This is a genomic window from Psychromarinibacter halotolerans (assembly GCF_029168315.1).
Taxonomy (GTDB): Bacteria; Pseudomonadota; Alphaproteobacteria; order Rhodobacterales; family Rhodobacteraceae; genus Psychromarinibacter; species Psychromarinibacter halotolerans.
This window is the reverse complement of sequence record NZ_JARGYD010000009.1, coordinates 113,839-136,429: the sequence shown is the minus strand read 5'-3', so window position 1 is coordinate 136,429 and position 22,591 is coordinate 113,839. Positions and strand designations below refer to the sequence as shown.

Sequence of the window (22,591 nt, the reverse complement as noted above, 5' to 3'; positions counted from 1 at the left end):
TTCAATCGGCCTTTGCAAAGGGGATGCGGACCTCGTCCTGACCGCTCAGACGGCGGATGCGTCCGTCTTCGACCAGCACGTTGGGTTCCATGACGGTGCGCCCCAGCGGCACGCCGTCCTGCACCACCAGCGCGCCAAGGTAGATCGCGGCGCAGGCGTGGCGGCCGGTCGTGAGGCGGGGGTCGGTCGTCTCGATCAGGGTGGCGACGCCGTCGGGGCCAAGCGTCACGCGGTGCGCGTCGGCCAATGCCACCGGAGTTCCAGCCCGCACGGTGGCGTGCCCCGCGACCGTGTGGGGCGGCACGAGGAAGTCGAGCGCGACGGCGGCGACCATCGGCGCCAGCGTGGCATCGGGGCGGATCGCGTTGTGCAGGACGGCCACGGAACAGTCGCCCGCCGTCAGCGTGGCGCCGCCAAGGTCGGGCCGGGTCGCGACAAGGCGGCTGTTGCGGGCGGCAAGGCCGCGGCCCGGTCCCAGCGCGATCATCCCGGCATCGACGGTCGGATCGGCGTCAAGGATATCCGTCAAGGCGTCCTGCGCCTTGCGGCCCGCAGCCATCGCGGCCAGCACCGCCTCGTTCGCCGGGCGCCCGTCGGGGCCGGGGGTGTTCGGCAGGCGGTGACCGGTGACAAGGCCCGCCCCCGACGCGGCAAGGAACTGCGACAGCGGCGCGGGCCGGTCCGGGCCGCTCGACATCAGCGCGGCGAACGGGGCGGCGGCGATCTCGGGCGGCGGGGCTGTGCCGGTTGTTTCGCCGTCGGTGAACAGCGTCTTGGTGCCGCCGCGCTGCGTCTCGGCCCGGTATAGGCGCCCGTCGGCACCGATGGCCGCGAACACGGCGAAGCCGCCGATGGCGCCGGTGCCGACCGCCTCTGCCGCGGCAAGCGCGCGGACCACGGCCAGCCCGGCGTTCGGGCCGATGGCGCCGATGCCGATGGTCATGCGGCTAGCCCGCGCGCGCGGACGTGGCACGCAACCCCGTGGCCCTCCGAGACCGTCGTCGTCTTCGGCATGGCGGTGGCGCAGACGTCCTCGGCGATCGGGCAGCGGGTGCGGAACGGGCAGCCCGATGGCGGGTCGATGGGGCTGGGCACGTCGCCCTTCAGCACGATCCGTTCGCGTCCGCGCAGCGACGGGTCCGCCACCGGAACCGCCGACAACAGCGCCTGCGTATAGGGGTGTTGCGGGTTGCGGTAGATCTCGGCCCGCGGGCCGCTTTCGACCAGCCGGCCAAGGTACATCACCGCGACGCGGTGGCTGATGTGTTCCACCACGCTCATGTCGTGCGAGATGAACAGCATCGCCAGCCCCATCTCTTTTTGCAGCCGGATCAGCAGGTTGATGACCGAGGCTTGGATCGAGACGTCAAGCGCCGACACGGGTTCGTCAGCGACGATCAGGTCCGGTTCCGTCACCAGCGCGCGGGCAATCGACAGGCGCTGGCGCTGGCCGCCCGAGAACTCATGCGCGAACCGGGCCATCTGGTCGGGGCGCAGGCCCACCTTGCGGAAGGTTTCCGCGACGATCCGGTCCTTCTCGGCGCCCTTGGCCAGCCCGTGGATCGTCAGCGGTTCGCCGACGATCGCGCCCGCCGTCATGCGCGGGTTGAGAGAGGCGAAGGGATCCTGAAAGATCGTCTGCACCTTGCGCCAGACCGGTTTCATGCCAGCGCGGGACAGGGGGGCGATGTCGCGTCCGTTGATCAGGATGCGTCCCTCGGACGGGTCGTGCAGCTTCATGATCGTCTTGCCGACGGTCGATTTCCCGCAGCCGGACTCGCCCACAAGCGCCAGCGTCTCGCCGGGCCTGATCTCTAGCGAGACGCCGTTGACGGCGGCCAATGTCTTCTTGGGGCCGAACAGGCGGCCCTTGACCGGGAACCGTTTGATCAGGCTGTCGAGTTCAAGGATCGGTGCCGCGGTCATGTGTGGGCCTCCAGCTTGTCGGTGTGCCAGCAGGCGGAAAAGTGATCGGGGTCCGATTCCACGAACGGCGGATCCTCGGCCCGGCATTTGTCGGTGGCGAAACGGCAGCGGTCCGAGAACCGGCAGCCGGACGGAAGCGCGTCCAGCGCGGGCACCACGCCGGGGATCTCGGCCAGTTCGGTGTCGCCGACCGATCCTGCTTGGCCAAGCACCGGAAGCGCGCCCAGAAGGCCGATGGTATACGGGTGCTTGGGCCCCGCGAAGACCTTGTCCACTGGTCCTTCCTCTACCTTGCGGCCGCAGTACATCACGATCACCCGGTCCGCCATTTCCGCAACCACGCCCATGTCGTGGGTGATCAGCACGATAGACGCGCCGGTCCGGTCGCGGAGGTCCTTCATCAGTTCAAGGATCTGCGCCTGGATCGTCACGTCAAGGGCCGTCGTCGGTTCGTCCGCGATCAGGACGCGCGGGTCGCAGGACATCGCGATCGCGATCATGATGCGCTGCAACATGCCGCCCGAGTACTGGTGCGGATAGTCCTTCAGCCGGTCTTCGGGGGCGGGGATGCTGACCCGCCGCATCATCTCGACCGCGCGCTTGCGGGCTTCGGGCTTGGACAGGCCAAGGTGCTGCATGATGCCTTCGGTCATCTGCCGTCCGATGGACAGCACCGGGTTCAGCGAGGTCAGCGGTTCCTGAAAGATCATCGACAGGCCCGCACCGCGCAGCTTGCGCATCTCGCGGTCCGACAAAGAGGCCAGATCGCGGTTTTCGAACAGGATGCGGCCCCCGGCGATGTGTCCGGCGGGGTAGGGCAGAAGCCCCATGATCGACAGCGAGGTGACGCTTTTGCCCGATCCGGATTCGCCGACGATGGACAGGATTTCCCCCTTCTTCAGGTCGAAGGACACGCCATCGACGGCGCGCACGCTGCCTTTGCCGCTTCGGAACTCGGTCGTGAGGTCCTGCACGGACAGCACGGTCTCGCGGGTGTCGGGGGTCGGCGCGGTGATCGCCTGAGTTGCTGTGTCGGTCATCGCTTTGCCTTCTGTTTCGGGTCAAGCGCCTCGCGGATACCGTCGCCCAGCAGGTTGAACGCCAGCACGGTGATCATGATTGCAAGGCCGGGATAGATCATGATCCACGAGGCTTGCGTGAAGTAGTCGCGGCCCGCCGACAGCATCGCGCCCCATTCCGGCGACGGCGGCTGTGCCCCGAGGCCGAGAAAGCTAAGCCCGGCGGCGGCCAGCACGGCCGAGGACACGCCAAGCGTCGCGACCACGATCAGGGGCGGCACGATGTTGGGCAGCAGGTGCACGAACACCAGCCGAAAGTGCCCGGCCCCCGCGACATAGGCGGCGCTGAAATAGGCCTTGTTCCGTTCGACCAGCGTCACCGAATAGGCGATGCGCGCATAGAACGGGATCGCGGCGATGCCGACCGCGATCATCGCGTTGGTCAGGCTTGGGCCCAGCACGGCGACCGCCGCCAGGGCGATCAGCGTCTCGGTGAAGGAAAACACCACGTCGACAAGGCGCATCAGGATCCGTTCGGTCCAGCCGCGCGCGTAACCGGCGACAAGCCCCATCAGCGTGCCGATGGTCAGCGAGATGCCGACGGCGATCACCCCGACCTGGATCGTCAGGCGCGCGCCATAGACGACGCGGCTGAACATGTCGCGGCCGAACTCGTCGGTGCCGAACCAGTGATCCCACGAGGGGGGCATCAGGCTCATGCCGGCGCCCATCTGGTCGGCGCCATAGGGCGCGATCCACGGGGCGAAGATCGCGGTGACGATCAGGATAAGGACAAGACCAAGGCCGATGCGTGCGCCCCGGTTCGCGGTCGCCGCCTGCAGGACGCCGATCATGCGCCGTCCGATGCTGCTGCGGGCCGGGGCGGCGTCGATGGCGGCGGTGGCCAGATCTACGGCGCGGGTTACTCTCTGGTTCATCGTCGTCGCCTCCTAGTGCCGTATCCGGGGATCGAGCAGGGCATAGATCACGTCCATCAGGATCGAGACCAGCACCACCACGATGGCGAACATCAGGATGAAGCCTTGGATCAGGGGATAGTCCCGCTGGAAAATCGCCTGGATCGCCATGCGTCCGACGCCGTTCCAGCCGAAGACATTCTCGACCACGATGGCGCCGCCCATCATGTAGGTGAACTGCAGGCCCATCATCGTGACGATGGGGACAAGCCCGGCCCGCAGCGCGTGGCGGTACAGGACCATCGCGCGGGGCAGGCCCTTGGCGTGGGCAGTGCGGATGAAATCCTGGTCGAAGATGTCGATCATCGACGACCGGGTCAGGCGGGCGATGATCGCGGCGTTGGTCAGCCCCAGCGTCAGCGCGGGAAGCACGAGGTTCGGGAACCCGCTTCCGGCGACGGGGAACCATCCAAGGTGCACCGCGAAATAGAACAGCAGGATCAGGCCAAGCCAGAAGTGCGGCATCGACACGCCCAAGATCGCGGTGGTCATCAGGAAGGTGTCCAGCCAGCTGCCCCGCTTGTAGGCCGCGATGAAGCCGAAGGTCAGACCGATCACAGACGCGATCAGCAGTGCCGAGGCGGCAAGGATCAGCGTGTTCGGAAGCCGCAGCAGCAACAGTTGCAGCACCGGCTGTTCGCCCCGGATCGTGACCCCAAGATCGCCCTGCAGCAGCCGACCGAGATAGGCGATGTACTGTTTCACCAGCGGCTGGTCGAGGCCAAGGCGCTGGCGCACCTCTTCCAGTTGCTCGGGCGTGGTGCCCTGGCTTTGGGCGAACATGATCTGAACGGGATCGCCGGGAACAAGGTGGATCAGCATCGAGACGGCGATGGTCGTGACGAAGATCGTCAGGACGGCCGCAAGAAGGCGTTGCACAAGGAATTGGGCCACGGGCGTTTCTGCTCCTCTGGCTGGGGGTGGTGACGGGCGGGGAAGATCCCCGCCCGCCAAGTGGTGCCTAGGACGCTTCCATCGCGCCGAACTGAGCCCGGTTGAAAGGGCCGATCTTGAAGCCCGGCGTGTCGGCGGACACGGCGTACAGCCACAGCCAGCCCGGGGTGTAGATCGGCACCTGTCCGGCTTCTTCGAGCAGGATCTTGAACGCCTCTTTCACGACTTCCTCGCGCTCGGCGGGGTCAACGGTGGTGCGCGTCGCTTCAAGGATCGTATCCAGCTCGGGGGTGTGGAACCCTTCGTAGGCGCCGGGCGAGTGCCACAGAAGGTACAGCAGGTCGGGGTCGAACCACGTCCAGCCCATCAGGTCGACATAGCCGGGGCCTTCGGTCTTGTTGTTTTCCTGCGTGTCGCGGGCGTTCAGGGTGCCGATGTCCATCACCTCGATCGAGGCGATGATGTTCACCTGCTTGAGCTGGTTCTGCAGCATTTGCAGCATCCGCTCGCGGTTGTCGCCGGTCCAGGTGGCCAGGATGATTTCCATCGGATTGTCCGGGCCATAGCCAAGTTCGGCCAGCAGCTCGGTCGCCTTCTCGGGATCATAGTCCTGATCGAACTGCTTGCAGAATTCGGGATCGTTGCCGAACACCCCGCGCGAGATCGGGCAGTACTGGCGTTCCACGAGGTCGCCATAGACGACCTGAATCGCCATGTCCTTGTCGATGGCGTGGCTGACGGCGCGGCGGGCGCGCGGGTCGTCGAACGGCGGGCGCGTCACGGCGAACTGCAGGAACATGTTCTGGCCGGTGCCCTCGGCGACGTGAACCTCGACCGCCTCGTCGTCCTGAAGCGACTTCACTTCCTGGATCGGCGGGACGATGACGTTCAACTCGCCCGTGCGCAGGCCGGCCACGCGGGTCTGGCCCTCGGGCATGGTGCGCACGATCAGCCGGTCGGCCAGCGGCGCGCCGGGGTTATCGACGGGCCGGCCACGGTTCACGTAGTCGGCGTTCGCTTCCAGAACGATCTCGGACCCCTTGGTCCACGACCCGAATTTCCACGGTCCGGTGCCGATGGCCGACCCCGTGCCGAAATCGGCGGCCTCGGCGTTGCTGTCGCACAGCATCGAGGTGAACTGGTCGGCCATGAACGGAACGAAGGCGCCGAACGGCGTGTCCAGCGTGAACATCACCGTCAGGCTGTCGATCTTGTCGACCGCGCTGACGTTGCCCCAGCTTGCCTTGGTCAGGCTCGGGTTGTCGCCGAACAAGGCGCGTTCCGCCGTCCACATGACGTCGTCGGCGTCGAACGGGGTGCCGTCGTGGCACATGATGTCATCGTGAAGCGTGAAAGTGATCTCGGTGCCGTCCTCGGACACGTCCCAGCTTTCGGCGAGGTTCGACACGACCGAACCGTCGTCGTCGAATTCCAGCAGCGAGTCGTAGATCTGATACCAGACCTGCCGCGACAGGGTGGACGTCGCGCGGTGCGGGTCGAGCGAGTCGATGTCGCCGTCGCGGGCCCAGACGATGTCCCCTGCGAAGGCCTGCGTGCCCAGCGATATGGCCAGTGCGCTGACCGCCAAATGTTTCAATCGCGATCTCATTCTCGTTCTCTCCTGTCGTTGGTTGTATCAGGGAACCGGCCTCCCGACCGGCGCCTCGGGTGATGACAGGGATAAGACTGAAACGAAAATTTTAACCTGTCAATAATGTGAAAATTGTGTTTTAACCGGATCAGAGTAAGAGACGCGCAATGCCCGAAAAACAGTCAGATGCTCCGCAACCGCGGGCGATCGAAAAACTGATCCGCTCGAAATACGACGAGATGCCGGGCAGCGAGCGCGCGCTGGCGGACCACGTTCTGGAGTATCCGAACGAGGTGCTGTTGTACTCTGCCACCGAGCTTGCGGACCGTGCGGGCGCGTCGAAAGCGGCGGTGTCCCGTTTCGTCAAGCGCATCGGCTATGGCGATTTCCGCGAGATGCAGCGCGAGATCCGGCACGCGCAGATGACGGGCGACCCGATCTTCCTGTCCGCCAAGCCAGAGCGCGGGCAAAGCAGCCTTGCGCTGCACCTTGAACAGGACCTCGCGACGCTGCGAGACACGATCGAACAGATCGACGCCACCCTGCTGACAGAGGTGGCGCAGAAGATCCTGTCGGCCCGGCGCGTGGTCTGTCTTGGGTTTCGCAACAGCTATATTTTCGCGAACTACCTGCGCCGCCAGCTGACCCTGATCCGGCCGGGCGTGATACTGGCCCCATCGGCGGGGCAGATGCTGATGGAGGATATCGGCGACCTTGGGCCGGACGATCTGTTGATCGCTGTCGGGCTGCGCCGCCGGTCTGCCCAGTCCGCCCGCGCGATGGAACTGTTCCGCGACCGTGGCGTGCCGATCGCCTATATCACCGACCGGCGCGCCGTGCGGACCCGCGAATACGCCAAATGGGTCTTCGCCTGTCAGGTCCGCGGCACGTCGCTGTTCGATTCCTACGTCGGCGTCATCAGCCTGCTGAACTATCTTGCCACGCACACCTATCACGCCTCGGGCCAGACGGGGCGCGCGCGCCTGAGCGGGATCGAGACGATGCTTGACGAGCTTGGCGAACTCGACCCCGGAACATGACAGGAGCCCCCCACCATGCGGATTGACGAGGTGTCCGTCTTCCATGTCTCGATGCCGCTGAAGGCACCGTGGAAGACGTCGTTCAGCGTTGAAACGGCAATCGACACCGTGCTGGTCCGCCTGAGATCCGGCGACATGGTGGGGTGGGGCGAAACGGCGCCCTATGCCGTGCCGCAGTTCTGTCCGGAATGGGCCGCCGGGGTCTTCCTTTTGATCCGCGATGTCTTTGCGCCGCTGGTCACTGGCCGCGAGATCGACAGCGGCGCCGCGCTTCAGGACCTCCTGGGCAGCTTCAAGGGCAACTGGTTCGCCAAGGCCGCGCTGGACACCGCGTGGTGGGACCTTGCGGCGCGGATCGAAGACCGCCCGCTGTGGCAGATGATCGGCGGGACCGCACCGGACGTGGCGGTGGGGGCGGACATCCCGGTGCAGGACAGCATGGCGGCACTGCACGACGGGGTCCGGGCGGCGGTGGACGGCGGGTTCAGCCGGACCAAGCTGAAGTTCCGGCCCGACAGCGGGGTGGGGATGGTCGCTTCGGTCCGCGAGGCGTTCCCCGACATGCCGCTGCACATCGACTGCAATTCTGGGTTCACGCTGGACGACATGGACCTGTTCCGCGAGCTGGATACGCTTGGGCTGGTGATGATCGAGCAGCCGCTGGGCTGGCAGGACCTGATCGACCACGCGAAGCTGCAAGCCGAACTGGAGACGCCGATCTGTCTGGACGAGACGATCACCTCGGTCGAGATCGCGAAGCAGGCGGTAGAGACGGGCGCGTCCCGGTGGATCAACATCAAGCACGGGCGCGTGGGCGGTCTGACGAACGCCATCGAGATCCAGCGCTACTGTACCGGGGCGGGTGTCCCGTGCTGGGTCGGTGGTATGCTGGAATCCAACGTGGGGCAGGGGGTGTCGCTGGCCTTGGCGACGCTGCCGGGCATGGCCTATGCGGCCGACATCTTCCCGCGCGGCCGCCTGTACGAGACGGATCTTGCGGCGCCCGATATCGTTCTGAACGGTCCCGGCACGATCACCGCGCCCGACCGGCCGGGCCACGGCTTCGCGCCCGATCCTGGCCGGCTGACCCTGCGTACCGTCAGCCGGGGCTAAGCCCGCGCCGGTCCGTTTACCCGAACACGGTGATCCAGCGGTTCGGCCGAAAGAAATTTCGGACCGACCGTTTTTTCTGCAAATAGACGCAGTTCAGGGCCCTCCGGGCGCGTTTCGCGACGGCGCGGACGGCTTTTTGTTGATTCCGATGGCCCGCTGGGGCTAGCTGATCCCGACGGCAACGGCGTCGTCGATTCCCCACAATGGGTCAATGGGCAAGGCTGCTCGGCAATGCGTGACACGCGTCACGTTGGTGTCGGCGGCCTTTTTCGTGTTTGACGGAGCTGCAAGATGAAGAACTTTCCAATGTTCCTGCGGATGGACGGACGCCGTGTCGTGCTGTGTGGCGGCGGGGAAGAGGTCGCCCGAAAGGCGCGCCTGATCCTGAAAACCGAGGCGCAGATCACCCTTCTTGCGCCCACGCTGGAGCCCGAGCTGGCGTCTCTTGTTGCATCGGGGCGGGCAGAGCACCACGCCGAGATCCGCGACGAAACCTTCGAAAACGCCGCGCTTGCGTTCATCGGCACCGGCGATGACGACCTTGACCTGCGCCTTGCGGGGATCGCCCGCGCGGCGGGGGGCGTGGTGAACGTCATCGACCGGCCCGAACTGTGCGACGCGTTCACGCCGTCGATTGTCGACCGCGATCCCGTCGTCGTGGCCATCGGGACCGAAGGGGCCGCGCCGGTTCTGGGACGCGCGATCAAAACCCGGATCGAGACCATGCTGTCGCCGCGTCTTGGGTCTTTCGTGGCGCTTGCCGGACGCCTGCGCGGCGCCGTGGCAGAGGCGTTCCCCCACGCCGCGCGGCGCGGGTTCTGGGAATGGGCATTCAGCGGAGAGGCATGGCGCGCGCATCTGGACGGACGCGAACGGCAGGCGGCCCTGCTTCTCAAGCAGGCGATCGCGGACCGGCAGGCGCCAAAGATGACGGGACATATCGCGCTTGTCGGCGCGGGTCCGGGCGCCCGCGATCTTCTGACGATGCGGGCGGTGCAGCGGTTGCAGGCCGCCGATGTGATCTTCTACGACCGCCTCGTCGATCCCGAGGTTCTGGAACTGGCGCGCCGGGATGCCGACCGCGTCTACGTCGGCAAAGAGGTCGGTGCCTGCGCATGGCCGCAGGACCGGATCGACCGGCTGATCGTGGCCGAGGCGGCACAGGGCAGGCGGGTCGTGCGCCTGAAATCCGGCGACCCATCGGTCTTCGGCCGCGCCTGCGAAGAGATCGCCGCCGCCACCGCCGCCGGAATAGAGGTCGAGATCGTGCCGGGCATCACCGCCGCCTCTGCCGCCGCCGCGGCCCTTGGACGCCCGCTGACCGAGCGCGGCGAAACCGACACGTTCGTGATCACGACCGGAACCTGCCGCCCCGAGGATGCCGAACCGGATCGCGCCCTTCTGGCCCGGCCGGGGACATCAGTGGCGTTCTACATGGCGGTTGAGAAGGCGGCGCTGGTGCAGGCCGACCTCGTCGCCGCCGGTGCCCCGGTGGCCTGTCCGGTCGACATCGTCGCCTCGGTCAGCACCGGAAGCCAGCGCCACGTCTCCACCACCCTTGGCGCACTGGCCGACACGGTCGCCCATCACGGCATCGAAAGCCCCGCGCTTCTGATGGTCCGCTACCCCAAGTCGATGGCGGCCTCGGTCAGCCAGCCGGTGTCTTCGGCGGCCTGATCTTGCGACGTGCGCGGTGACATGGATTGGTCCCGAAGCGGCGTCCGCTTCGGGGCAAAGGGTACCGGGTCTGCGCGTGGTTATTTGAAGAAGATGTAGGGGTCTGCCGCTGGACCGGCCCGAAGAAATTCGGCTGCCGAACCCGCTGCGCTGGGCAGGGCCGATGGTGGCGTCGCGGGGTCTGGTGGCGGAGACGAAGGGATTCGAACCCTCGAGACGGTTTCCCGCCTACTCCCTTAGCAGGGGAGCGCCTTCGACCACTCGGCCACGTCTCCGCCGACGCGTATAGCGAAGCCGGCGGAGGGAGTACAAGGCGAAACTGGCCGGGGTTTGAAAAAGCCGCGCGGGGCGGGGATTGGCGCGTCAGGTGGCCAGCACGTTCCGGAATTGCCACGGGTCGGATTCGTCGATGTCCTCGGGGAACTGCGCCCAGCGGTCCTGCAGCGGGGTCCAGTCGGTGTAGTGCGCTTCGACCGGGCCAAGGTAAGGGCGTTGCACTTCGAGGCAGCGGGCGAAATCCATCTCGTCAGTTTCAACGATCCCCGCGTTCGGGTTTTCCAGCGCCCAGACCATGCCGGCCAGCACGGCGGACGTGACCTGCAGGCCGGTCGCGTTCTGGTAAGGGGCCAGATCGCGGGCCTCTTCGTTGCTTAGACGCGAGCCGTACCAGAGGGCGTTCTTGTCGTGGCCGTACAGAAGCACGCCGAGTTCGTCGATACCCTCGACGATCTCATCCTCGGTCAGGATGTGATGCCGGGTCTGCTGGCGGCCCGAGCCGAACATCTCGTGCAGGCTGAGAACCGCGTCGTCGCAGGGGTGGTAGGCATAGTGGCAGGTCGGGCGATACTCTGGCGCGGCGCCTTCGCCGACGGTGTAATAATCCGAGATCGAGATCGCCTCGTTGTGGGTGACGATGAAACCGAACTGCGGGCCCGGGGTCGGGCACCACGTGTGGACACGGGTGATGGCGCCCGGGCGCTCCAGCCAGATCGCTGCTTGGCAGCCGGTGTCATGGCGGTGGGCGTTCTCGGGGAACCACGTCTCGTGCGTGCCCCAGCCGAGTTCGGCGGGCTGGAAGCCTTCGGCGATGAAGCCCTCGACCGACCACGTGTTGACGAAGGTGCCGCGGGGGCGGGGGACGCGGCGCGCCTGAGTGTCGCGCTCTGCGATGTGGACGCCCTTGACGCCGAGGCTTTGCATCAGCGCGGCCCAGCCGGCCCGGTCTTCGGGCGGGGCGGTTTCCCGGCCTAGGTCGCGGGACAGGGTCAACAGCGCGTCTTTCACGAACCAGCTGACCATGCCGGGGTTGGCCCCGCAGCAGCTGACGGCGGTGGTGCCGCCGGGGCTGCGGGCCTTTTCGTCGCGGACGGCCTGACGCAGCGCGTAGTTGGTGCGGTCCGCGTTGTCGGGGGTGTTGAAATAGTAGCCGGCCCAAGGCTCTGCCACGGTGTCGATGTACAGCACGCCGAGTTCGCGCATGAACTTCATGATGTCGAGCGACGAGGTGTCGACGGACAGGTTCACGCAGAAGCCACCCCCGCCTTCGAACAGATCGCCCAGAACCTCGCGGTAGTTTTCGGGGGTCAGGCGGGTCTGCAGGTGGTTGATCTGGTGCTGGCGCAGGAAGACGGCCTTGGACGGGTCGGGGTCGATCACGGTCAGCTTCGAGGCGTCGTAGTCGAAGTGACGCTCGATCAGGGGCAAGGTGCCCTTGCCGATAGAGCCGAAGCCGATGATCACGATCGGGCCGTCGATCCGGCCATAGGTTGGGTACGCGTCCGCCATTTGCTGCTCCTCGCCGCCGGGGATGTTCGGCGCCGGGATAGCGGGTTTGCCCTGCGAAGTCGACGGTCCGCGGGCAGGTGCCGCCCGTGCAACAGAGGCCCTGCGCCAGCCGCGTCAGGCGGCGCCGCGCAGGTCCTCGGGGTCGTCGGGCAGGGTGAACCGGCCGACCGCATGGCCAAGCGTTTCGCATTCAGAGACAAGAAGCCGCGTGGCTGCCGTGGTTTCTTCGAACATGGCGGCGTTCTTCTGGGTCAGCTGGTCCAACTGCGCGACGGCGGCGTTGATGCCGCCCAGCGTCTCTGACTGGCCGCTCATCTTGACGGTGATGCCCGACACCCGTTCGGCGACCGAGCCGACCGTGGTCACGATGCCGACAAGCGCGGTCTGAACCTCGTCGACGAAGCCGGTTCCGGCGCGGACCTGTTCGTCGCTTCGGGCGATCAGGGCGGTGATGTCCTGCGCCGCTTCCGATGCGCGCTGGGCGAGGGCGCGAACCTCGGAGGCGACGACGGCGAAGCCGCGCCCGGCCTCGCCGGCGCGGGCGGCTTCGACCCCGGCGTTCAGCGCCAGAAGGTTGGTCTGGAAAGCGATGTCGTCGATCAGGTTCACGATGCGGCCGGTCTCTTGCGACGAACGGCTGATGCCCTCCATCGCGCCGACCATCCGGGTCACGGCCTCTTTGCTGTTTTCGGCCGTATCCCGAGCCTCGCGCACGAAGGTGTCGACCTCGGCAGAGCTGTCGGCGGCGGACTTCATGGCGGCGGTCAGCACCTCGAGCGCGGCAGAGGTTTCCTGCAGCGACGCGGCCTGGCTTTCGGTGCGTTGCGCCAGTGAATCCGAGGCGCCGGAGATCTGGTCGACCTCGTTCCGGATCGTCTCCGTCGACAGAAGGATGTGCCCCATCGTGTCGGTCAGCTGCGCGACGGCGGCGTTGAAGTCCACGCGCAGCGTATCGTAACCCTCGGCCAGTTCGGCGTCGATGCCGTGCGACAAGTCGCCGGCCGCCAGGCGGCCAAGGGCGTCGGCCAGTTCCGTGACCACGCGGCCCTGCTCGGCCAGCCGCGCCTGACGCTCTTGCTCGGCGATGCGGCGGGCCGCGTCGCGTTCGGCCTGATCCTGACGCGCGCGTTCGGCGTCGGCGTCTTCGCGGCGGCGTTCCTCTTCCTCCCGCGCGGCGTCCTCGGCCAATCGTTCGCGTTCGGCCTCTTGCGCGGCGGCCTGTGCGCGGCGCTCCTCTTCCTGAAGGCGCAGTTTTTCGATCGCGTTCTCGCGGAACACCTCGACCGAGCGGGCCATTGCCCCAAGCTCGTCGTGGCGGTCCGTGTCGGGCAGGGAGGTGTCCAGTGTCCCGCCAGCGATGGCGACCATTTGGCCGTTCAGCCGCTTGAGGGGCCGCAGGATCGAGCGGCGCACGGATACCACGGCGCCAAGCGTGGCGATCAAAGCGATGGCGGCCAGCATCGCGAAGGCGACAAGGCGGCCGCGCGCTTCGGCGCGTTGGTCGTCGGCGGCGGCTGCGCGGCTGGCGGCGCCCAGCAGCATCCCGGTCGTTTCCGTCACCTCTGTGAACTTGAGGCTTGCCGCTTCGAGGCTGCGCCGGATCGCCGCGACGTGGATCTGTTCCTCGAAACGGAAGTTGTTCGACGCGTTGTCGAAGTTTCCATCGCGGGACAGGCGCAGCGTGCGGCTGTTGGACACGATGTACAGCGACATGATCCGCTCCATCTCGGCCGCTTTGCGGGACAAAAGGTTCAGCGCGGCGTCAAGCCGGTCATCGGCAAGATCGGCCTGTTCAAGCGCAGAGGACAGGCGCATGACCGCGCCGAAATAGGCGCGGATCGCGCTGCGCAAACGGGTGCGAAGGGCGATTTCCGCCTGCGGCTCGAACCGCTTGGCGGCGATGTTGGCGGCGCGCAGGTCCAGCAGGGCGGCAAGGCTGGTGTTGATGTCCAACAGCGCGCCGGTCATCTGCGCGCTGATCTGCGACACCGTCTCTGCCGTGCGCATCGTGGCGTCCTGCCGTTCGAAGGAGGCGGCGGCGCGGCGCGACGACAGGTCGATGGTGACGGCGTTCAGGATGGCAAGAAAGAAGATCGGGCCGACGACCCATGCCATGATCCGGGCGGCAAGGCCGAAGACGGTCCGGCGCGGTTCTGCTTCGGTGACGGTGTCGTCCGCGGTCATGCGCGATCCTCCTGCCAAGGGCTTAGAACAGGCTGCCGCTGGCGCCCGACAGGGCGGCGACCACGGCGCGGGCGCGTTTGACTGCGAAATACACGTCGGACGGGGTCTTGCCGCCGACGTAGGGCGCGGTTTCGGCCGGGTCGGGCACACCTGCGGCGGCGCGGATCGCCTGTACGTCGGCCATGGCGCGCGACAGGATCTTCATCACTTCGGACGGGGTGATGTCGCCAGACACAAGGGACGGGTCCACGATGCCGTCCACTGCAAAGCGCGCGTCGGCGTCTGACAGGGTCTTCAGATCGGCGATCAGTTGGTGCACTGCCTTGTACACGTTTTCCGGCGTGCGCCCGGTTTCGGGCCACAACGAGGCTGTGTCCGCCTCGATCCCGGCGTGGGTGGCGATATCCTCAAGCGCCATCAGGACGCTGGATGCCAGCTGGAACACGTCGTTCGGCACCGTGGCGGGGACACCCAGCGCATCAAGCTGCGCGTCGATGCGCATCAGGTTGGCATAGACGTCGGCGGGCGTCTTGCCTTGCGGCAGGGCGGGGGCGGTCACCGGATCGTCGACGCCATAGGCGCCACGCAGGTCGACGACACCCGACAAAACGCGGTCCATCACGTCCTTGACGTCCGCTGGCGTCACCTCGCGCGCGGGGACGGGGTCCAGCGACGCCGTGGGCAGGCCGTTCATGTAGCGCAACAATTGCAGCTTGCGCCACACGTCCCGCGCCGATTGCAGGACGTGGCGCGGGCGGGTCGGGTCTGACGGCACCTCGACCCCGGCGGATTCAGAGAAATTCGCCGTATTCAGCAGGTCGAGATGCAGCAGGATTTCTTCCGTGCGCTGAAACACGTGATCCGGGGTCGCCTGTTGCGCGTGGGCGGCGGGCGGCGCAAGCAGCGCGGCACACAGGCAAAGAAATAGACGTCGGCGCATGGCAACCCTCCGGCGCCGGTGGGCGTCGGCCGGGATGACCGGGCCACAACCGGATGCCAGAGGACTAAAGGCCCCGGGTTTATTCCTCGTAAACGCGGACGCGCCGCATCAGCCGAGGATGTCCGCCGCCATGCCGAAGGATTTCACCCGTGCGTCGTGGTCGTGGATCTGACCGGTCAGGATGACCTCGTCGGGTTTGAACATGCCGATCAGTTCGTCCAGCCGGGCCCGCACCGTATCCTTGCTGCCAACCGCGCTGACCATCAGCGCCTCGTTCACGCCCGCCAGTTCGTCGGGCGTCGCGTCCAGCGTGTCGACCGGCGCCGGAAGCGGGCCGGGACGGCCGCGGCGCAGGTTCAGGAAGGTCTGCTGCATCGAGGTCCGAAGGCGCGCGCCTTCTTCATCGGTGTCGGCAGCGAACACGTTGATCGCAAGCATGAAATGCGGCTCGGGCCAAGCTTCGGACGGGCGATAGCTGGACCGGTAGGTTTCAAGCGCGGGCTGCAGGTAGCCGGGCGCGAAATGCGACGCGAAGGCGTATGGCAGGCCAAGATGCGCCGCCAGTTGCGCGCCGTACAGGCTGGACCCCAGCATCCAGACCGGAACCTCGGTCCCGGTGCCCGGAACCGCGCGCACGCGGGCGTCGGGCTGTTCCGGGCCGAGGTAGGACATCAGTTCGACCACGTCGTTGGGGAAGTCGTCGTTATTCCCCATGCCGCGGCGCAGGGCGCGGGCGGTGCCCATGTCGGTGCCGGGCGCACGGCCCAGCCCAAGGTCGATCCGGCCGGGGTACAGCGTCGCCAGCGTGCCGAACTGCTCGGCGATCACCAGCGGCGAATGGTTGGGCAGCATGATGCCGCCAGCGCCCACGCGGATCGTCTTGGTGTTCGCCGCGACATGGCTGATCACCAGCGACGTTGCCGCCGACGCGATACCGGTCATGTTGTGATGCTCGGCCAGCCAGTAGCGATTATAGCCCCAGGTCTCGGCGTTCTGGGCAAGGTCGACGGAATTCGCCAGCGCGTCGGCCGGGGTCTTGCCGGCGGGCACGGGCGAAAGGTCGAGAACGGAATACGGAACCATCGGTCACTCCTGAACTGGCGGACCGGCCTGATCTAGGGGCTTGCGGCCCGGCTTTCCACCGGGCCACCACGCCTGCCGCGACGGCAGACGTGGATCACGCCTTAGCTGCGCACGCCGGAGAAGCGCGACTGCCAGTCCGCGCGCTCGTCGTCCGTGATCTTGCGGAACAGGTTCTCTGGCACGGTGAACGCCTGCCCGGCGGGCAGGGCGGACAGCGCAGAGGCGATGTCCTTCGGCCACGCGGCGTCTTCCGCGTTCATCGCCTTCAGCATCTCGGCCGAGGCATCGGGGATGAACGGGGCCGACAGCACGCCGTACAACCGGATCAGGTTCAGCGACAGCCGGATGATCGCGGCGGCGGCGGCCTCGTCTTCCTTGAACACGGACCACGGCGCGGCTTCTTGCAGGTACTCGTTCCCGGCGGCCCACATCGCGCGCAGCTCGGACGATGCCTTGCGGACGTCGATCGCCTCCATGTGGGTCTGATAGGCATCAAGCCGTTTCGACAGGTCGGCGATCAGCGCCTGTTCACGCGGGCCGGTCTCGCCGCCCTCGGGGACGACCTCGCCGAACTTCGAGCGGCAGAACTTGGTGACGCGGCTGGCGAAGTTGCCCAGCACGTCGGCAAGGTCCTTGTTCACCGAGGCTTGGAAGTTCTCCCACGTGAATTCGCTGTCCGAGTTCTCGGGCGCGTGGCTTAGCAACCACCAGCGCCAGTAATCGGCGGGCAGGATGTCCAGCGCCTGATCCATGAACACGCCGCGCCCCTGCGAGGTGCTGAACTGGCCGCCATCGTAGTTCAGGTAGTTGAACGACTTGATGTAATCGACCAGCTTCCACGGGTCGCCCGAGCCGATGATCGTGGCGGGGAAGGACAGGGTGTGGAACGGCACGTTGTCCTTGCCCATGAACTGGACATAGCGGACGTCGTCCGCGCCCTTGTCGGTGCGCCACCAGCTTTGCCACGCGTCGTCGTCCAGACCTTTTTCGTCGGCCCATTCCTTGGTCGCGGCGATGTATTCGATCGGGGCGTCGAACCAGACGTAGAAGACCTTGCCTTCCATCCCCGGCCAGTCCGCGTCGCCGCGTTTCACCGGCACGCCCCAGTCAAGGTCACGGGTGATGCCACGGTCTTGCAGCCCGTCGCCGTCGTGCAGCCATTTCTTCGCGATCGAGGTGGTCAGCACGGGCCAGTCGGTCTTTTCGTCGATCCATGCGTCCAGCCGGTCCTTCAGCGCCGACTGGCGCAGGTACAGGTGCTTGGTCTCGCGCACTTCCAGATCGGTGGACCCCGAGATCGCCGAGCGCGGGTCGATCAGGTCGGTCGGGTCCAGCTGCTTGGTGCAGTTCTCGCACTGGTCGCCGCGCGCCTTGTCGTAGCCGCAGTTGGGGCAGGTGCCCTCGATGTAGCGGTCGGGCAGGAAGCGGCCGTCGGCGTTGGAATAGACCTGCTTTTCGCTGACTTCCTCGATGTAGCCGTTGTCGGCCAGCCGGCCTGCGAAATACTGCGTCAGCGCGCGGTTCTGCGGGCTGGAGGACCGGCCGAACTTGTCGAAGGACAGGCGGAAGCCGTCGCTCAGGCCTTTCTGGACCTCGTGCATTTCGGCGCAGTACTCGGCCACCGGTTTGCCAGCCTTGGCGGCGGCAAGCTCGGCAGGGGTGCCGTGTTCGTCGGTGGCGCAGATGAACATGACCTCGTCGCCCCGCGCGCGGCAGAACCGGGCGTAGAGGTCGGCGGGCAGCTGGGAGCCGACAAGGTTGCCCAGGTGCTTGATCCCGTTGATGTAGGGAATGGCGGAGGTGATGAGAATCCGGGCCATGTTCGCGTCCTTTTGGTGTCCCGCGCGCCTTAGCCTATTCGCAGGGAATGGGCCAGAGGCAGGCGGGACGCGGGATGCGGGCCACAGGTCTGGGGACGGGGGTGCGGGGACTGGGATGCGGGGACTGGCGCGCGCGGCTTAAGCCGCTTCCGACAGCGGGGCCGCGCGAAGCCCCTGTGGCGAAAGGTTCACCTGCCAGCCCTGCACCGGCGCGGTGCGGGCGCGCAGGCGGTGCAGGTGCCAGCCCTGCCGCAGCTTGCCGGACGCGTCCGCCTGCATCCCGTGCGCCGAGCGCATCCGCCAGCGCGACTCGATCCCCGGCGCGCCGCCGTCTCCGGGGGTCAGGATCAGGCCCAGCGGCGCCACTTCGCCCTCGGCCGCGCCGGTTTCGGCGGCAAGGTGCAGCCGCCGCACCGCCGTCATTCCCGGCGGGCCCGGCAGGTCGGCCACCGCCAGCGGCACCACGCCCGCGCGCAGCACCTCTTCGAGGCACCACAGCAGATCCTCGGCGCGCTGCGGTTCAAGAAACACCACGCGGCCGGGGTCGAACAGGTGCGCGGCCGCCTCGGGGTTCAGCCGTTCGGGCTGCCACGAGGGCGAGATCCAGAACACCGGCCCCTCGGTCCGGGCCGCCACCAGCGCCGCCAGCGTGCGCCGGGCGTCGCCGCAGAACTCGTGCGCGCGGGCCAGCGGCAGCGCCATCCCGTCCAGAAAGGACAGGGCGGGCCGGTCGCGGTCGCGGGACGACGTGGTGCGGGACAGAAGATGGGCGGTCATGGTTCCCATCCTACATGTTCCCATTTTGTTCTCAAGTGCAAACAGCGTCCGCCCCGCGCAAACAGCGCCCGTCCTGGGCAAACCCGCTTGCCCCTGAGCGACCAGCGGTTAGCTTGCGCCCAGCACCCGAACAGGAGAACGAACATGGACAGGATCAAGCTGGGCCGCAGTGACCTTCAGGTCTCGCGCCTGTGCCTTGGCACGATGGGGTGGGGCAGCCGCAACACCGAGGCCGAGGGCCACGCGCAGATGAACGCCGCAATCGCCGGCGGCATCAATTTCGTCGACACCGCAGAGGTTTACCCGACCTACCCGGTCAAAGCAGAGACCGTTGGCCGCACCGAAGAGATCGTCGGCAGCTGGATCGCCAAGACCGGTCGGCGGGACGACATCGTGCTGGCCACCAAGGTCGCGGCCCCGAACCAAGGCGCGGTGCGCGACGGCGAGGGCTATTCCGGCGACATCGTGCAGCGTACGGTCGACGGCTCGTTGAAGCGGCTGCAGACGGACGTGATCGACCTGTACCAGACGCATTTCCCGCTGCGCCCGCAGTACCACATGCGCGCCCAGTGGAAATACAACCCCGAGCGCATCGACCGCGCCGCCATCGAAGCGCACATGATCGACCTGATGGGCGGAATGCAGCGCCTGATCGAGGCGGGCAAGATCCGCCATTGGGGCCTGTCGAACGAGACGGCGTGGGGCCTGACCACATGGGTCCGCGTCGCCGAAGAGAACGGCCTGCCGCGTCCGCTGACGATCCAGAACGAGTACTCGATCCTGCACCGGATCGCCGACACCGACCTTGCCGAGGCCTGTCTGGCGGAAGACGTGCCGCAGATCCCGTTCTCGCCGCTGGGGATGGGGCTGATCTCGGGCAAGTACGGGCCCGAGTTGACGCCCGAGAAAACCCGCCGCGCGCAGGAAAGCACGCTGAACGGGCGGATCAATCCCAAGGTCTGGCCGGCGATCGAGGCGTATATCGCCATCGCCAAACGGCACGGGATGGACCCGTCGGCGATGGCGCTGGCATGGGCGCTGACCCGGCATTCGGTCGCGTCGCCGATCTTCGGCGCGTCGTCGGTCGAACATGTCGAGATCGCGCTTCAGGGCGGTGAACTCACGCTGTCCGACGAGGTTCTCGAACAGATCGACGAGGCGAACCGGATGCATCCGAACCCGTTCTAGGCCAAGGTCTTGCGGGCCGTCCGGGCTGGGTCCGGGCGGTCCGTTTCCGATACCGGAATTCCGCCATTGGCGCATGCCGTTCCGCCGCCTAGGGTCTCGCCAGACAGGAAAGGCGCGGGCAGGGCAGGCGGATGACGAAACACGATATGAATTTCGCACTGGCGATCGCCTTCGCCGTGGTCGTCATCGGGCTGGGCGCAGGGTTTCTTGTGGGAACGCTGACGCGTCCCGCCGCCCCGCTGGCCGAGCTTCCTGCAGGTCCGGTCAGCTTCAGCCCCGACGCGGTACAAAGTGATGCCGAGCGCGCCGTCGGCACGATCCCCGGCTATTCCGATGTTTACGTGAACGACTACGCCGACGTTCTGGACGATACGGCGGAAGGTGCCGTTCGCGACGACCTGATCCTGCTGTACGACCAGACCGGTATCGAGATGACCGTTCTGACGATCCCGGACCTTGCCACCTATGGGCATAGGGGGACGCTGGAAACCTTCGCGACGGCGCTGTTCAACACATGGGGCATCGGCAACGCGGACAGCAACGACGGGGTGCTGGTGCTGGTCTCGGTCGGTGACCGCCGGATTCGGATCGAGATCGGGGCAGGGTATTCCCGCGCCTGGGACGAGCGGATGCAGCGGGTCGTGGACGAGGGCTTCCTGCCCGACTTCCGCGACGAGGCGTACCAAGCGGGCATTCTGACCGGCGTGGACGAGACGATCTTCGAGTTGACCGGCAACTATCCCGACGAGTTCGAAGCGACCACGCTGGAACGCGGGTTCGGCCGCATCTGGCACTGGATACAGGCGCTGGGCCAGTTTGCATGGGGCCTGATCGCCGCGCCGGTGGGCGCGGTGGTCTTCGCGGTGCGCCGCCATCTTCGCAACCGCCCGCGCCCCTGCGACGTCTGCGGCACGACGATGCTGCGCGCCGGGGAACAGGCCGACGACGCGCATCTGGATGGCGGCCAGCGGCTGGAGGAATACCTGCGGTCCGTGGACTACGACGTCTGGCACTGCCCGTCCTGCGCGCACATGCTGATCCAGCGCTATCGGTCATGGTTCTCGGGCTACAGCGCCTGCCCGCAATGCAGCTATCGCACCCTCAGCACCACCGCCGAGGTGCTGCAGGCGGCGACCAAGTCCAGCACCGGCCGGAAGCGGCTGGACTACGACTGCCAGAATTGCGGCTATCACGACAGCGAGGTCCGCACGATCCCCAAGGTCAAATCGTCCGGCGGATCGGGGTCCAGCCGGTCGTCTTTCGGGGGCGGGTCGTCCTCGGGCGGCGGGGCAAGCGGCAGCTGGTAGCCGACGCGCCCGTGGCCGAGTGCGGGAGCCTCCGGCGGGTATATTTATGGTCAGAAGAAGCCGGGGATCAGGTTACCGCGGCGCGGTGCTTGTACTCGGGGCGGTCCCACGCGGCGGTGTCGAGGATGTCGGCCAGCGTTTCGGCGGCGCGGTCGATCTCGGCCTCTCCGATGTACAGCGGCGTGATCCCGAACCGCAGGATGTCCGGCGCGCGGAAGTCGCCGACCACGCCGCGCGCGATCAGCGCCTGCATCACCGCATAGCCTTCGGGGTGGCGGAACGAGATCTGGCTGCCGCGCGCCTCGGGATCGCGCGGGCTGGCGAGGGTCACGTTCGGGCAGCGCGCCTCGACCGCCGCGATCAGCCGGTCGCCGAGGTGCTGCGAGCGGGCGCGCAGGGCCTGCATGTCGACGGTGTCGAAGATATCGAGCGCCGCCTCCAGCGCCGCCATCTGAAGCACCGGCGGGGTGCCCACGCGCATCCGGGAAATGCCGGGGCCGGGGCGATAGTCCGGGTCGAAAGCGAAGGGCGCTTCGTGCCCCAGCCAGCCGGACAGCAGCGGCGCGACGTGCTGGTGGTCGGGCGCGACGTAGACGAAAGCGGGGGCACCGGGGCCGCCGTTCAGGAACTTGTAGGTGCAGCCCGCCGCGAAGTCCGCGCCCGTGCCGGTCAGGTCCACGGGCAGGGCACCGGCGGAATGGGCGAGATCCCAGATCGCAAGCGCGCCGACGTCGTGGGCCTTTGCCGTCAGCGCCGCCATGTCGTGCTTGCGGCCGGTGCGATAGTCGACCTCGGTCAGCATCAGGGCGGCGACCTCCGGGCCGATCGCGGCCTCGACATCCTCGGGGGCGACGACGCGCAGCTCGTGCCCCTGTCCAAGGGCCGCAAGCAGGCCTTGCGCCATGTACAGATCGGACGGGAAGTTGCCGCTGTCCGACAGAACGACCCGGCGGTCGGGGCGCAGTTGCAGCGCCGCCGCAAGGCATTGCGTCACCTTCAGCGACAGGGTGTCGCCGACCACCACCGTGCCGGGCGCCGCGCCGACCAGCCGGGCGATCCGGTCGCCCAGCCGCGCGGGCTGATCCATCCACCCCGCGCGGTTCCACGCGGTGATCAGCTGGCCGCCCCATTCGTCGGTGACGGTGCGCGCGATGCGATGGGCGGCGTCGCGGGGCAGGGGGCCCAACGAGTTGCCGTCAAGATAGACGATCCCGTCAGGCAGGTCGAAGCGGGCGCGGGTGGCGGTGAAATCGGTCATGCCGCAGGGCGT

18 protein-coding genes and 1 tRNA gene are annotated in these 22,591 nt (G+C 67.2%); 5 read left to right on the top strand and 14 right to left on the bottom strand.

What is annotated here, in order from left to right; all coding sequences use genetic code 11:
• Position 1: 1 nt before the first annotated feature.
• From P1K30_RS19550 to P1K30_RS19525, 6 genes are all read right to left on the bottom strand, one after another.
• The gene (locus tag P1K30_RS19550; RefSeq protein ID WP_275634462.1) at positions 2 to 943 is read right to left on the bottom strand and encodes a DUF6963 family protein; all 942 of its coding nucleotides are present in this window, start codon (positions 941 to 943) and stop codon (positions 2 to 4) included.
• Positions 940 to 1,926: an ABC transporter ATP-binding protein gene (locus P1K30_RS19545; RefSeq protein ID WP_275634461.1), complete on the bottom strand. Its 987-nt coding sequence runs from the start codon at positions 1,924 to 1,926 to the stop codon at positions 940 to 942. The genes P1K30_RS19550 and P1K30_RS19545 overlap by 4 nt, the downstream gene beginning before the upstream one ends.
• A complete protein-coding gene (locus P1K30_RS19540) occupies positions 1,923 to 2,966 on the bottom strand; it encodes an ABC transporter ATP-binding protein (RefSeq protein ID WP_275634460.1) in 1,044 nt (347 codons plus the stop codon). The genes P1K30_RS19545 and P1K30_RS19540 overlap by 4 nt, the downstream gene beginning before the upstream one ends.
• Positions 2,963 to 3,883, bottom strand: coding sequence for a nickel transporter permease (gene nikC / locus P1K30_RS19535; protein ID WP_275634459.1), 921 nt, complete (start codon positions 3,881 to 3,883; stop codon positions 2,963 to 2,965). Before nikC ends, P1K30_RS19540 begins: the two co-directional genes overlap by 4 nt.
• A gap of 12 nt (positions 3,884 to 3,895) precedes the next feature.
• The gene (locus P1K30_RS19530; RefSeq protein WP_275634458.1) at positions 3,896 to 4,816 is read right to left on the bottom strand and encodes an ABC transporter permease; all 921 of its coding nucleotides are present in this window, start codon (positions 4,814 to 4,816) and stop codon (positions 3,896 to 3,898) included.
• Positions 4,817 to 4,883: 67 nt separating this feature from the next.
• Positions 4,884 to 6,425, bottom strand: a complete 1,542-nt coding sequence (locus P1K30_RS19525; RefSeq protein WP_275634457.1) for an ABC transporter substrate-binding protein — start codon at positions 6,423 to 6,425, stop codon at positions 4,884 to 4,886.
• A gap of 149 nt (positions 6,426 to 6,574) precedes the next feature.
• Between P1K30_RS19525 and P1K30_RS19520 the strand changes: the two genes are divergently transcribed.
• From P1K30_RS19520 to cysG, 3 genes are all read left to right on the top strand, one after another.
• On the top strand, positions 6,575 to 7,447 hold the full coding sequence (locus P1K30_RS19520) for a MurR/RpiR family transcriptional regulator (protein WP_275634456.1): 873 nt from the start codon (positions 6,575 to 6,577) through the stop codon (positions 7,445 to 7,447).
• 15 nt (positions 7,448 to 7,462) lie between these two features.
• Positions 7,463 to 8,560: an o-succinylbenzoate synthase gene (gene menC, locus P1K30_RS19515; protein WP_275634455.1), complete on the top strand. Its 1,098-nt coding sequence runs from the start codon at positions 7,463 to 7,465 to the stop codon at positions 8,558 to 8,560.
• A 291-nt stretch (positions 8,561 to 8,851) separates the two neighbouring features.
• Entirely contained in the window at positions 8,852 to 10,237 is a 1,386-nt protein-coding gene (gene cysG, locus P1K30_RS19510; RefSeq protein ID WP_275634454.1) for a siroheme synthase CysG, read from the top strand.
• A gap of 185 nt (positions 10,238 to 10,422) precedes the next feature.
• On the opposite strand, the gene P1K30_RS19505 is transcribed toward cysG, so the two are convergent.
• From P1K30_RS19505 to P1K30_RS19475, 7 genes are all read right to left on the bottom strand, one after another.
• A tRNA-Ser gene (locus P1K30_RS19505) sits at positions 10,423 to 10,512 on the bottom strand.
• Between the two features lie 88 nt (positions 10,513 to 10,600).
• Complete coding sequence (locus P1K30_RS19500; protein WP_275634453.1) at positions 10,601 to 12,022, bottom strand: homospermidine synthase; 1,422 nt, start codon at positions 12,020 to 12,022, stop codon at positions 10,601 to 10,603.
• A 114-nt stretch (positions 12,023 to 12,136) separates the two neighbouring features.
• Positions 12,137 to 14,206, bottom strand: coding sequence for a methyl-accepting chemotaxis protein (locus P1K30_RS19495; protein WP_275634452.1), 2,070 nt, complete (start codon positions 14,204 to 14,206; stop codon positions 12,137 to 12,139).
• A 22-nt stretch (positions 14,207 to 14,228) separates the two neighbouring features.
• Entirely contained in the window at positions 14,229 to 15,146 is a 918-nt protein-coding gene (locus P1K30_RS19490; RefSeq protein WP_275634451.1) for a hypothetical protein, read from the bottom strand.
• Positions 15,147 to 15,254: 108 nt separating this feature from the next.
• Positions 15,255 to 16,229, bottom strand: coding sequence for an LLM class flavin-dependent oxidoreductase (locus P1K30_RS19485; protein ID WP_275634450.1), 975 nt, complete (start codon positions 16,227 to 16,229; stop codon positions 15,255 to 15,257).
• 101 nt (positions 16,230 to 16,330) lie between these two features.
• Positions 16,331 to 18,049, bottom strand: a complete 1,719-nt coding sequence (gene metG / locus P1K30_RS19480) for a methionine--tRNA ligase (RefSeq protein ID WP_275634449.1) — start codon at positions 18,047 to 18,049, stop codon at positions 16,331 to 16,333.
• A gap of 138 nt (positions 18,050 to 18,187) precedes the next feature.
• The gene (locus tag P1K30_RS19475; RefSeq protein WP_275634448.1) at positions 18,188 to 18,826 is read right to left on the bottom strand and encodes an ImuA family protein; all 639 of its coding nucleotides are present in this window, start codon (positions 18,824 to 18,826) and stop codon (positions 18,188 to 18,190) included.
• A 144-nt stretch (positions 18,827 to 18,970) separates the two neighbouring features.
• On the opposite strand from P1K30_RS19475, the gene P1K30_RS19470 reads away from it, so the two are divergent.
• A complete protein-coding gene (locus P1K30_RS19470) occupies positions 18,971 to 20,014 on the top strand; it encodes an aldo/keto reductase (protein ID WP_275634447.1) in 1,044 nt (347 codons plus the stop codon).
• A gap of 131 nt (positions 20,015 to 20,145) precedes the next feature.
• On the top strand, positions 20,146 to 21,321 hold the full coding sequence (locus tag P1K30_RS19465; protein ID WP_275634446.1) for a TPM domain-containing protein: 1,176 nt from the start codon (positions 20,146 to 20,148) through the stop codon (positions 21,319 to 21,321).
• Positions 21,322 to 21,388: 67 nt separating this feature from the next.
• Here P1K30_RS19465 and kynU read toward each other — a convergent pair whose 3' ends face one another.
• Entirely contained in the window at positions 21,389 to 22,579 is a 1,191-nt protein-coding gene (gene kynU / locus P1K30_RS19460) for a kynureninase (RefSeq protein ID WP_275634445.1), read from the bottom strand.
• Positions 22,580 to 22,591 lie beyond the last annotated feature (12 nt).